The organism is Mucilaginibacter sabulilitoris, from assembly GCF_034262375.1.
Taxonomy (GTDB): Bacteria; Bacteroidota; Bacteroidia; order Sphingobacteriales; family Sphingobacteriaceae; genus Mucilaginibacter; species Mucilaginibacter sabulilitoris.
This window is the reverse complement of sequence record NZ_CP139558.1, coordinates 7,504,920-7,518,448: the sequence shown is the minus strand read 5'-3', so window position 1 is coordinate 7,518,448 and position 13,529 is coordinate 7,504,920. Positions and strand designations below refer to the sequence as shown.

At 41.8% G+C, this 13,529-nt stretch carries 8 protein-coding genes; 4 read left to right on the top strand and 4 right to left on the bottom strand.

All coding sequences use genetic code 11. The features are described 5' to 3' along the window. Positions 1-3: 3 nt before the first annotated feature. From SNE25_RS31645 to SNE25_RS31630, 4 genes are all read right to left on the bottom strand, one after another. Positions 4-3,006: a SusC/RagA family TonB-linked outer membrane protein gene (locus tag SNE25_RS31645; RefSeq protein WP_321563002.1), complete on the bottom strand. Its 3,003-nt coding sequence runs from the start codon at positions 3,004-3,006 to the stop codon at positions 4-6. A gap of 258 nt (positions 3,007-3,264) precedes the next feature. Next, entirely contained in the window at positions 3,265-6,153 is a 2,889-nt protein-coding gene (locus tag SNE25_RS31640) for a triple tyrosine motif-containing protein (RefSeq protein ID WP_321563001.1), read from the bottom strand. A 121-nt stretch (positions 6,154-6,274) separates the two neighbouring features. Continuing rightward, positions 6,275-7,234 carry an oxygen-dependent tRNA uridine(34) hydroxylase TrhO gene (trhO, locus tag SNE25_RS31635; protein ID WP_321563000.1) on the bottom strand — a complete coding sequence of 320 codons (960 nt, stop codon included), beginning with the start codon at positions 7,232-7,234 and terminating at the stop codon, positions 6,275-6,277. 282 nt (positions 7,235-7,516) lie between these two features. Then, on the bottom strand, positions 7,517-9,997 hold the full coding sequence (locus SNE25_RS31630) for a DUF5686 family protein (RefSeq protein WP_321562999.1): 2,481 nt from the start codon (positions 9,995-9,997) through the stop codon (positions 7,517-7,519). Between the two features lie 131 nt (positions 9,998-10,128). Between SNE25_RS31630 and kbl the strand changes: the two genes are divergently transcribed. The 4 genes from kbl (at position 10,129) to SNE25_RS31610 (ending at position 13,468) form a co-directional block, all read left to right on the top strand. Then, positions 10,129-11,319 carry a glycine C-acetyltransferase gene (kbl, locus tag SNE25_RS31625; protein ID WP_321562998.1) on the top strand — a complete coding sequence of 397 codons (1,191 nt, stop codon included), beginning with the start codon at positions 10,129-10,131 and terminating at the stop codon, positions 11,317-11,319. A gap of 119 nt (positions 11,320-11,438) precedes the next feature. After that, a complete protein-coding gene (gene pheS, locus SNE25_RS31620; RefSeq protein ID WP_321562997.1) occupies positions 11,439-12,473 on the top strand; it encodes a phenylalanine--tRNA ligase subunit alpha in 1,035 nt (344 codons plus the stop codon). Further along, on the top strand, positions 12,470-12,883 hold the full coding sequence (locus tag SNE25_RS31615; RefSeq protein ID WP_321562996.1) for a Rieske (2Fe-2S) protein: 414 nt from the start codon (positions 12,470-12,472) through the stop codon (positions 12,881-12,883). Before pheS ends, SNE25_RS31615 begins: the two co-directional genes overlap by 4 nt. Before the next feature lie 3 nt (positions 12,884-12,886). Beyond that, positions 12,887-13,468: a TetR/AcrR family transcriptional regulator gene (locus SNE25_RS31610; RefSeq protein ID WP_321562995.1), complete on the top strand. Its 582-nt coding sequence runs from the start codon at positions 12,887-12,889 to the stop codon at positions 13,466-13,468. Positions 13,469-13,529 lie beyond the last annotated feature (61 nt).

Below are 13,529 nucleotides of genomic sequence, written 5' to 3'. Positions count from 1 at the left end.
AGATTAAAATTGAAGGTTTACACCAAGTGCAAAAGTGCGCGTTACCGGATAGTTGGTATTATCAATACCAGCTTCGGTAATACCTGTATTTACATCGTCATTAAATAACTCAGGCGATGAACCACTGTAGCGTTTCAGGGTAAACAGATTTTGTGAGGTAAGGAATATCCTCAACCTTGAAATATTGGCCCGTTTAAGCATGGCCGACGGCAGGGTATAGCCAAACGTAAGGTTATTTAAACGCAGGTAAGCACCCGATTCAATAAAGTAAGTTGACGGCGGTGTGGCCGAGGTTATTACGTTAGGATCGGTATTGGATGGCTTGCCTGTAGTAAACCTGCTGTTGGCATAGCTGGCTTCAATGTTATCATTTTCGCTGCCCCGTGAGTTCTTTTTACCGTTGTATATTTTATTGCCCCAGTTGCCTGTAAAATCAGCGCTCAGATCAAAACTGTTGTAATTAATGCCAAAATTGAAGCCACCGTAATATTTAGGCTGATAAGAGCCGGCATAAACGCGGTCATCTGCATCAATTACACCATTATTATCAATGTCGGCATATTTTAAGCCTCCAACTTTATTAGCTTCAAAGCTGTTTGTAGGTGCTGCTGCTACTTCGGCTGCGTTTTGGAAAACGCCGGTTGCCTGCAGCACATAAAAGCTGCCTATAGGCTGGCCATTATCCGTACGGGTTACCGTTTTTGAATTGATGCCCCCGCCAAATAAGGCCTGGCCGCCGTTTAACCCGATTACGTTGTTTTTGTTATAGCTAATGTTGAACCCTACGTTATAAGATAGCTTGCTATTGATCTTATCATTCCATTTTAAGCCAAGCTCAAAACCTTTGTTACTGTATGACGCAGCATTGGTTATGTATGAGTTATCAGGGTCGCCTAATATACCTGGCAACGGTATTTTGGTAAGCGCATCATTAACCTTTTTATTGTAGTAGTCTATTTCACCGGTTAAGCGGCTGTTTAAAACGGCAAAGTCTAAACCGATGTCATATTGAGTGGTAGTTTCCCATTTAAGGTTGGTGTTTTTAATATCCTGTATTACGCTACCCAGGTTTAATGTTCCGTTGTTGAAATAATAAGGCAGGTTTGATGTTGCGGTAATGATATATAATGCCTGATCAATATTATCGTTACCCAACTTACCATAGCTGCCACGCAGTTTCAACTGATCAAATATGTGGTTATCTTTCATAAATGATTCTTCTGAAATTACCCAACCGGCACCAAACGTATAAAAGTTACCCCAGTGCTGATTGAATTTTGAGCTGCCGTCACGCCTGAAAGAGCCGCTTACCAGGTATTTATCGGCAAAGCCATAATTTACACGTGCCACGTATGATTGCCTGGTAAACAAACCGCCACCGTTATCGTCTTTTGCATTTACATCCGGGTTACCCAAGCTCAGATACCATTGGTCCTGGTTGGGTGGCACATCCTGGCGGGTTCCGTTAATAAAGTTCGATTTGAATTTTTCGGTAACTATACCACCTAAAATCGTTAAGTGATGTTGGCCGAAGGTTTTGTCAAACGTTGCCGTATTATCCCAGGTATATTGATATGAGTCGTCATTTTGAATAAACAGTGAGCTGTTATCCTGCCGCTGATTACCACCGCCAACTGTAAAAGTGGTATTATCAGAAGCAAACTGATACATGTAGTTTTTTTGATTATTAAAACGTATATCGGCATTAAAAGCAGAGTGTAAGGTAAGCGAGCTAATAGGTTTATAATCTAAAGCAACGTTACCTTGTACCCTGTTATTGAGCGTAAAATTGTTGGCCTTTTCCAGCTGTATCAAGGGGTTACTTACGTTACCCCATGCCGAAGTATTACCATATTTACCATCTATAATAGAAGGAATTATTGGCGCGGCCCTGTAAATGTTACCGTAAATGGCATTCAAATCAACTGTTTGCTCGGCACCGCGGCTCAATGATATCTGCTCACTGAACTTTAATTTTTTAGATATGTTAATATCGTTATTTGCCCGTATGGTAAAACGTTGAAAGCCATTGGTTTTAATTACGCCCTGATCGTCAAGGTAATTAGCACTGATAAAGTAAGTGTTGGTTTCGCCGCCGCCTGCAACCGATATGTTATGATTTGTGGTAAAGGCCTTGCGCGAAACAACCTTTAGCCAGTCGGTAGTGCCGGGGAAAGTTACCGGTGCATTTACATCGGCAGTTGGGTTAGCGTCTTTTAAATAATCCGTGTACTGTGCCCGGTTAGCCAGCAGCAACGGGTTAGCTATCTGCCTGAAACCTACATTTGCGTCGTAACTAACTACGGCTGGACCGCTTTTACCTTTTTTGGTAGTGATAATAACCACACCATTGGCACCACGAACACCATAAATAGCTGCCGAAGCATCTTTCAATACATCGAGGCTTAGAATGTCGGAGTTATTGATATTCCTGATATCATCAGTTAAAACACCATCAACCACATACAGCGGGTTGGCGCCGGCAAGTACAGATCCCGTACCACGAATACGCAGTATTGGAGCTGAGTTTGGCTGACCGGATGATAATACCTGCACGCCGGATACCTTACCCTGTAAGGCCTGGGTAGGGGTTTGAACGGGCTGCTTTGCCAGCAGGCTACCGTTCACACTGGCAACAGAACCGGTTACATCACGCTTGCGCTGGGTGCCATAACCAATAACTACTACCTGCTGCAGCTCTTTGGCTTCGGGCTGCAGTTTTACATTGAGTTCGGTTTGATTATTAACAGGCAACGTTAGGCTGGTATAGCCAATATAGGTAAAAAATAATGTTGCCGTTGGTGGTGCCTGTAAAGTAAATGCACCGTTTGCATCGGTTTGTGTTCCTGTGGTGGTTCCTTTAATGGAAACGCTTACGCCAATTAGGGCTTCGCCTGTTGCAGCATCGGTAACTTTACCTTTTACCGGCGCGTTTTGAGCGAATGAAACGTTAACAGAAAATAAACAGGATAGCACCAACACAGAAATAGTAAAGATTCTTTTCATAGTGGTTAGTAATAAGTAAGTGTTTGAAATAATTGGTTTATTATTTGACAAAGCTGAGCAGATAATATGCTTTTATCAAAAATATTAACTCTACATTAGTACATCACTTATAGAACACTTTCTCAGAGTTTATGTTTTTTATTTTTAATAAATTGATTATCAATTTATTAAAACATGCTGGTGTATATTATACATACTACATACGGCACATATAATATGTTAAGTTGGATTGTGGGTATGAGAGGTAATGATGTAGTATTATAGCTCAATGAGAAACTCCACCAGGTTTTTATCATGCTCCAGATTGAGCTTTTTACGCAAGCGATAACGGCGTATTTCGACACCACGCAGGGATATATTTAAAAGAGAAGCCATTTCCTTACTGCTCATATTCATGCGCAGGTAGGCGCATAATTTCAGGTCATTCGGAACAAGATCGGGATGGTCTGACTTTAATTTTTTGAAGAAGTTTTCATGGGCCTCGTTAAAGCTTCTTTCAAATATGTTCCAGTCGCGCTCATCGTTCATCCCTTCATCAATTACCTTTTGTATACGGCGTAACTGATCGTCGGCAAGTTTTTTACCGGTATTGTCTTTCAGATGGGCAATTTCTTCGCTTATTTTTTGCAGCAATTCATTTTTATAAACCAGGTTCATGGCCGAGTTTGCCAGTTCACGGCTTTTTCCAGCCAGGTCTGCCTGTAGCTGTTCGTTCCTGATATTGATGATATGCTGTTCGTTGGCTATAGCTTCCTGCCTTAAAAAGTCCTCTTTTTCCTTTTGCAATTTTTCTCGCAAATGCAGTTGATGGCGTCTTAATTTAAAGCGGTAATACCTCCTGATAAGATAGTAGGCTAAAATAAGCAACAGTATATAAAAAATAATGGCGGGCTTACCGGCATACCAGGGCGGCAGTATGATAAAGGTTAAAGTAGTAATTGCCGATATGTTTTGGTCATTTATTTTAGCGCGTACCTTAAAATGATAGGTTCCCTGGTCAAGATTGGTAAACTCTTTCTGGCTTTGCATAGTCCAGTCTGACCATTGCCTTGAATAACCCTCTAAGTAATATTGAAACTTGATTTTAGCCTGTTTGTAATAAGGTAATGAATAAGCGATACGGATATTATTCTGGATATAAGGTATCTCGATATTATTGTGAACACTGCTCATTTCGCCAATAACTGATACTTTATCGGTTACGTTTTCAATGCGACGTATCAGCACTCCGGGTATTTTAACCTGGTTGGGCGAAAGGGCATCATCGTCATTCAATATTACAAATCCGTCATCGATGCTAATGAGGTATGTTGAATTGTTGATACGATTAATGGTTTCGTAATGCTGCACCATTTGCCCGTTAAGTATCGTAAACCTGTTGGTATCAATACCCGGCTTGCCCGGAACAGAAAAATCGGCCAGTGCAACCCGGCCCTGATTAATGAACCAGTACCTTTTACCTATGGCTTTTATAATTTTACCCGATGAAGCAAACGTACCCAGCTTTTTATTAAGCTGCGTGTATTTGAAGAAGCGGTCGGTTATATCATCGTAAATATAAAAACCCGAATCTGATGAAAAAACAACGCGGTTATCCAGATCAAACACGTTAACATTATAGCTACCGGGCAAACCATATAGCTTATCATAATATACTCTGGAAATAACCTTTTTAAGATCGCTGCTCAAGGTTAATTTGTAGATGCCTTTATAAGCATGGCTTACCCATATCTGGCCTTTACTGTCCTGCTCCACATAACGGGAGGGCTCACCGAAGCCTTCAATTTTATGGCTGAAGGTCCAGTTGCCCAGGGCGTTCTTATTGTAAACCACCAAACCGGTATAAGTGCCCTGAATGAGTTTGTCCTGGTTGAGCTTTTTGATTGTCCAGCCGCCGGTTATGGGGGAAATTTTGGTAATGCCATCCCCGTTAACCTGGTAGGTGCCATCGTTATGACCACAGAGCAGGCGCCCATCCTGTAGTGAAAGGTCCCATACCTGCCCCTGTGAGCCCGGGATGAGCTTAAAATCAAATGACTGGAATAGCTGGTTGTTATTGGCTATCCAGTCGCTGTAAAAAAGACCCTGATTGGTGCCCAGATATATTTTGTTATTAAAAATAATACTGGCGTAAACCGTACCAAACCTGCCCGTTTTATCAAAATAGAAATACAAGGGCGAGTTAACCTCAATACGATCTATTCCATTATCCAAACCCGCCCATAGGTTTTGTTCGCTGTCAGTATATAAGCTTAAAACCGTGTTGTTTTGCAAGCCGCTCGATTTATTAATGTGCTGTACTACATTTCCGGCGGTGTCTATAATTACAATGCCGTTCAGTATAGTTCCGTAGGCAAAATATTTACCGGGTATAATGGCCCCGTTGTTGAGCTGGTAGCTTTTCAGGAAATCGTTGGCTTTATTGGCCCATGGAGTTATGGTAATGCCGTCATAAATAAACAGGCCGTTTTGTGCTGTGCCTATGATGTATTTATTATTTTGGAAAGGCAGTATGGATAGCACGCCGCTGTTGCCCAGTATATTGCTGCCTTGCACGTACTTCAGGTGGTTGTTTTTTAGTTCAAATAACCCGGCCGATACCTGTTCAATAAAGAAACGATTACCAGCTTTAAATAGAAAAAAGTAAGGTTTCGGCGCCTTTATTACATCGATATTTCCCCCGGAGTAAATAAATATTGCCCCAAATGACTGGAACAGCACCCTGTCGCCATCTACATATATTTTCCAGATCTCCTCATTAATAGGACGGTATTTTTTTGGTATCAGGTTTATCAGCGAGTGGTATTTTAAAAAGCCCTTATTATCCTGCCAGTAACCAAACTCGCCAAAGGCGCCTGTGTAAATTTTGCCCTTGCCATCGGCCGAAACTGAACGTACAATAAGGCTGTTTGGAAGATGGTGCTGCTGCCAATATTTTCCGTCGAAAGATAGCAGGCCTTCGGCATTGCCAAAATACATAATGCCATGCTCATCCCGTGTTACCGACCAGTTTTGGTTGCCCGACTGGTAAATGGTTTTGGTATAGTTTTGTACATAAGGCACACCTATGCTTTTGATATCAACGGCACGGGCCTGCCAGATAGTAACACACAAAACGCTTATAAAGATCAGGATGGATTTACGCATGGTTTATAAAACGGGATCAGCACAAAGAACTAACCAATTTTACGAAAATACGGTTTGAACTGCGTAAAATAAAAAAGCTCACTATATAGGTGAGCTTTACAAATATTCTTTTAATTATTAATCAATCGGCCAGTTGCAGGTTGCTTTTTTTAGCTGTGTTTACCGGCTGGGGTACTTTTACATAATACCCTGTGCCATCATACACCCTTTTGCGGGGATGACTTTGGCAGGTATCACTGCAGGCACCTTCCATTTTGGTGCCGCATTCATCGCATTGGGTAAAGTGTTCATTGCACTCGGGGTTGGCACAATTGATCATTTTAGGAGTGGTTTTACCACAATTGCGGCAGGTTGATATTACCACCGGGTTAACGCTGTTTACATCAACAGAAAGGCGATTATCAAAAACATAACATTTGCCTTCAAAATCCTGGCCGCCGGCTTCTTTACCATATTTAATGATTCCGCCGTGTAGCTGGTAAACATCCGTAAAACCTTCGTGCAGTAACAGGGCCGATGCTTTTTCGCATTTGATGCCGCCGGTGCAATAGGTTAATATCTTTTTGTCCTTGTATTTGGCTAGTTCATTGATCATGGCCGGGAAATCCCTGAAATTTTCAATATCAAGCGTTACCGCGTTTTTAAACTTGCCCAGTGAATGCTCATAGTTTGAGCGTACATCCAAAACCACCACATCATCCCTGTCTTTCATTTCCAGAAAATCCTTTGGCTCCAGGTGTTTGCCTGTTTGCTGCTGAGGGTTAATGATGTTAGGATTGCGAAGGCCCGAATGCACTATTTCTGATTTGTAGCGTACATGTATTTTTACGAATGAAGGCATATCAACCTCATCTACTTTAAAATCAATACCTGCAAAACGAACATCGGCATGGAGGGTATTCATATAGGTTTTACAGGCTTCCGGAGTGCCCGAAACGGTACCATTAAGACCTTCATCGGCCACAATAATGCGACCGGTTAAGCCTAAGCCTTTACAAAATTTTAAATGATCGGCAGCAAATTGCTCCGCATCGGCTATTGTTGAATAACAATAGTACAGTAGTGTATTATATATTGCCATAAACCATTGATACTGCTGCAAACAGTGTTAAATGAGGCGCAAATATAAGGCTTTTAGGTGAAAAGGTAAAAAGGCGAAAGGATGAAGGTAAAAAGACAAGGGCGAAAGGTATCAAAAACTGTTGAACACTGAATATCGAATAATGAATGAATAACGTTTTAGGTGAAAAGATAAAGGGCAAAAACAATGGTGAATGCTAAATGTCGCACACGTCGATATTCGGCATTCAACATTCGATGTTCGGAGTTAAAAACCTTTAGCCCTTGTCCTTTCACCTTAAAATTACCTTATACCATAAAATATCCTGAAGCCTTGTATGTATTTCTGGTTGCCGGCGTATGATATACCATAATCTACCCTGAAGATGAGGCGCTGCACGCCTATATAAAATTCGCGATAGTTTCGGTTGTTTTTAACCGTAAGGTAATTGGCGCCAATGATCTCTTCCAGTTTTAATTTTCTGAGAATTGGGATGTGGTTAAAAATTGACCCTGCAAAATTATGCTGGAAATGTGCCTCAAGAAAAGCACCGTTTGTGCTATAGGTATAAAATGGTAAAAAATGGAAACTGCCGACATAAGTAGGGTCAAATGTTAAACCCTGGTTGCCCAGAAAGTGGTTATAGTCCATATAATACAGACTCTTATCATTGAAAAAACCACCCGCGGTTAGTTTAAATGAAGAAAAACCGGTTAAGCCGACACGAATGTTATATTGCGAAATATCAACCGACGCGAAATCATAATCAACATCAGATCCAAATGCACTTTTAATGCCCTTGCGGTAATTTATCATTACGGTAGGATATTTGGAAGGTATATTGAATTTACCTGTAGGCCGGGTTTCATACTGTTGATCAAAAGTGAGCGTGGCCGATGCATTGAATGTTAAAGCCTGGTTTTGCGGGAATAAAATCGATCGGTCATCGGCAGGGGTACCCGGAGGGGCCAGCGGATTGTTTGATGTATATTCCCGGTCTTTTACATTTTTGATATGCCCGAACGCGGTATTATATAACTGGCTGCGGCTGGCATAGGTAAAGCTACCATTAAGTAAAACACCATTAAGCACCTCACGCTGATAACCGATCTGCCCATATTGCGAGCGGTAATATTTTACATAGTTGTTTTCGCTGAGCAAAGTACTCAGTGTGTTGAAATAAAGTGAACGCGTGCCCACATTGTTGAGGTCGAGCACATCACTGCCAAAACCCGTGTAGAACTTAGCATTATGAAACGGATCATTCCTGTACTCGCTATATATATTGGCGCTAAACAGTTTATTTGAAAAGCCGTAACGTACCGCCGGCGCTATGCTGAACGAATGGAAATCATCTATGGTGCGCGTGTACCTAACCTTAGCATTAATTCCAAAGCCTTCAACGGTGTTGTAATAAAACGTTTGGATGAACGGGTATATATAAAGCGAATCTTTGTCATTACGGTTACTGGCGCTATACCCAAATATGAGATAACCCGGATAATTGATCCTGTTTTTGGTATGCTGAAGCGTATCCAGGTATTCGTCGGTTTTTTGATATGCTGTTACACTATCTTTTTTATGGAAGTCGCGGGCTTCAAGTGGCGTAGAAGGCACGGGGCGTACAGCTGTCCAGTAGTCTTCCTTTTTGGAATTTGCGGTAGTATCAATCTTTAATATCTCGCCTGTAAAATAATTTTCGGGGAAAGTTGGGTTTATTTTGTAGTTGTTATAAATGGCGTTATAATACCCGCCAAACTTAAAGCCCAAAACCTTACCTTTAAAATTGTACTGCACTGCGGCTGGCATCCATACGCTATCGGTAATGGGGATATATTGCTGACGGATTTGCAGGGTATCAACGAGGTTAAGGTTACTGGTTTTATTGGTAACGTAAAGGTCGGCGCTATATATTCGCCATTCGCCATCAACAATATAAATATTTCCCTGGAAGTACTGCCCATGCGGGCGGCGTGGTATTACCTGTATCTTGTGAATGGTGTGACCATTTTCCATAGAGGTGCCTAACAGCTTATACCGGTAAAAAAGCAGAGCATAGGATGCAACCGGCGAAACAAATGCACGGGTGCTCAACCCATTTACTGAGAACACATTTTTATAAAAATTCACCAGCAGATCGGACGCCTTATTATAGCTAAAGGCCGTATTTTGTCCAGCTGTTCTGTTGGCAATAGTAACTTCCCTTATCTTATTGGGCCGCTGAAAGCTAAAGTCAGATAATGATTCTGACTGGTACAAAATGCCTTTACCGTTTGAATCGAGATCAAGCGTACGCCTAACCTCCGGCGAAAGCAACGATTTTGGCGCGTTTAATAATTTTTGTACACCCTTTACATAAACCGCACAGGAGTATGACGCAGCTTCTTCTACATAATAATTGCGTTTCTTGATAACCTGCTTCATGATGGTATCGGCTGCGTCGCGATTTTTTTGATACACCTCGGCCACCCGTGTTGAATCATAAACTTCATCGTCCATCTGCACGTTCAGGTTTTCATCATGATCGGCAATGGTTACTTGTATGGTTTTTTCTTTATAACCAACAAAACGGTAAATAACGCTATAGTTGCCCGGAGCCAGTTTAAACTGGTATATCCCGTCTTCATTGGCTGTAGTTCCATAAGTAGAATTTCTGATATATACCGACGTAAATGGGATAACAGCGCTTTTTTGATCGGTTATACGGCCTGATAGTAAATATTGCTGTGCCGATGCATTTGCGGCACATAAAGTAATAAGGATCAATAATATGTGTCTTGTCATAGTCTATAAACAATCTAATGCTTTTTAACCGTAAAATGTTTTAAAGCATACTTAATAAATAATTAAGGTTCAATTAATATTACCAAGTGCCGGCTAATGCTTAATTTTGCATCCTTTAAACAGTATATGATATGTACAACACGCTAAAGCCAGTTTTACAGCAGGAACTTGCTGATATTGAGAATGCAGGACTATATAAAAGAGAACGCATTATAACATCGGCACAGGGTGCTGATATCACTGTTCAGGGTGGAAAGGAAGTAATAAACTTTTGCGCCAATAATTATCTTGGATTATCCGGTAACCCTAAAGTGATACGAGCTGCTAAAAATGTGATGGATACACACGGATACGGTTTATCATCTGTGCGTTTTATTTGCGGAACGCAGGATATTCACAAACAACTGGAAGCGAAGATCTCCGAATTTTTAGGCACGGAGGATACCATATTATATGCTGCGGCATTTGATGCCAATGGCGGCGTTTTTGAGCCTTTGTTTAATGAACAGGACGCCATCATATCTGATGAATTGAACCACGCTTCTATCATCGACGGTGTACGGTTATGCAAGGCCCAGCGCCAGCGTTACAAACATGATGATATGGCCGATCTGGAAGAAAAGCTGAAAGCGACCAAAGATCTTCGCCACCGTATTATTGTAACCGACGGCGCGTTCAGTATGGACGGAACCATTGCTCAATTAGATAAAATTTGTGCCCTGGCCGAACAATATAATGCTCTGGTGATGATCGACGAAAGTCATTGCTCAGGCTTTATGGGTAAAACCGGTCGCGGTACGCACGAGCATCACAACGTAATGGGGCAAATAGACATTATTACCGGAACTTTAGGTAAAGCATTGGGTGGCGCATCGGGCGGGTTTACCTCGGGGCGTAAGGAAATTATTGATATGCTACGCCAACGTTCGCGCCCTTACCTGTTTTCAAATACCCTTGCCCCTGCTATTACAGGCGCTTCTATTGCTGTGCTGGATATGCTGAGCGAAACTACCGCCCTGCGCGATAAGCTGGAAAGCAATACCCGGTACTTCCGCCAAAAAATGACCGAAGCCGGTTTTGATATCAAACCGGGTGTGCACCCTATTGTGCCGGTTATGCTGTATGATGCCAAGCTTGCCCAGGAGTTTGCCGCTAAAATGCTGGAAGAGGGTATTTATGTAATCGGGTTTTATTACCCGGTAGTACCACAGGGAAAGGCACGCATCAGGGTACAGATATCGGCGGCACATGACATCCATCATTTAGATAAAGCTATTGCCGCTTTTACTAAAGTAGGTAACGAATTAGCTGTAATTAAATAATAACCACTGTTTTTTTATATTTGCACACTTGTTGACATTCAATCTGGTTATTCTGCAAAACCACAATAATGCCGGCAATAGCGGTTTTCAACACCGGTAATTTATATAACACAATAACAATGCAAGCTCAAATTGACCAATATACTGCCGAAATAAACGCTTTTTCGCCGGCCAACGCCGATGAACTCGAAACGTTCCGCATCAAATTCTTAGGTACCAAAGGAATTATAAAAGATCTTTTTGAGCAGTTTAAAACCGTTGGGCCTGAAGAAAAACGCACCTTTGGTAAAGTGCTTAACCAGTTTAAACAACTGGCCGAGGCAAAATATAACGAGTTAAAGGAAACGGGAGATTCGGGGCCAAAGGCAAAAGACCAGGCGCTTGACCTTACATTGCCCGGTGATGATTTTGCTGTTGGCTCACGCCATCCGCTGTCATTGGTGCGCAACGAGATCATCGATATATTTAAGCGTTTGGGCTTTGTGGTGGCCGAAGGTCCGGAGATTGAGGATGACTGGCATAATTTTTCGGCCCTGAACTTTCCGGAAGAACACCCTGCCCGCGATATGCAGGATACTTTCTTTATAAAAAAGAACAATGGTAAGGATGATATAGCTCTACGTACTCATACATCATCGGTACAGGTACGCATGATGGAACATGGTAAACCGCCATTCCGTGCCATTATGCCCGGCCGCGTTTATCGTAACGAGGCTATATCTGCACGCGCGCATTGCTTTTTTCACCAGGTTGAAGGTTTGTATGTTGATGAAAACGTTTCGTTTTCTGACCTGAAACAAACCCTTTACCACTTTGTGCAGGAATTATATGGCGAAGGTACCAGAGTACGTTTCCGCCCTTCATATTTCCCGTTCACCGAACCATCGGCCGAAATGGATGTGTCATGCACCATTTGCGGTGGCTCGGGATGTAATATGTGTAAATACAGCGGTTGGGTTGAAATTTTAGGCTGTGGTATGGTTGACCCGAACGTTTTGGAAAACTGCGGAATAGACAGTAAAAAATATACGGGCTTTGCCTTTGGCATGGGTATGGAGAGGATAGCCAACCTGAAATATGTTATCCGCGACCTGCGTTTATTTTCAGAGAACGATGTACGCTTCCTGAAACAATTCCAAACAGAAATGTTATGAGGAAGCTCATAATCATTATATTAACAGGAGTTTGTTTTTTTTCGTGCGGAAAGACTGGTGATGTAGTGCCGAGCATACCGGTAGATTATACCGGTCAGATCTTTTCGCCACCACTAAATAAGCTTAGTAACGGGGGACCCCCTCAATTTATTCCTGGGTATGGTGTCGCCGGGTTAGTGATCTATAAAACAATCAGGGGAACTTACGTAGCTTACGATAGGTGCAGCAGTTACCAGCCCGAAAAAAAATGCGCCGTTAATATAGATGATAGCGGCCTTACATTGGTTGACCCGTGCAGCGGGTCGAAATTTTCACTGGAGGATGGTTCACCTGTAAAAGCGCCTGCTACTAAAGTACTGCGCAGATATCAGGTAATACAAACCCAGTTCACAATTGAAGTTGTTAATTAATACATGGAAGCCGATAAAATAAAAGATAGTATAAAACGTGCGGCTCAGGACCTCTTCCGCAAATTCGGTTACCACAAAACCAGCGTTAACGAAATTGCAAAAAAAGCTAAAATAGCTAAGGCTACCATTTACAAGTATTTTGACAGTAAAGAGGCGGTACTGCATATTTTGCTGATGGATTATATTAAAGCCAGCGTTGACGACCTGGTTGAACATAATGCCCCCGATATTGATGAGGAAGCCTATTTAAACAACCTCATCATGAAAACCTGCCGCTTATCGTATACCGTATGTAATGAATTTATAGGCTGGGATTTTATACGCGAATCAACCAATTCACAGGATTTTTTAAAGAATTTGTCCAATGAGCTGGAAGAGTTGCTGATGGCTTCTTTCATACAGCTTCCCGGCATACGCCAGCACGAAACTTATCAGCAACGGTTGCGGTTTTTAATTAAATGCAGCAAAAGCATCGTATTCAGTTTTGCCTTTACATCAGTAAGCGACTCAGACGTGCGTAAGAATTTTGTTTCTTTTCAAAAGGAGATCCTTCCTTATTTGGTAAAGGCTGCTATTTCGGTTTAATTTTTTGAATGAAATTTATTTGGATTGATCAGATATTCTTTGCAACTTTGAGCCGCAAAGT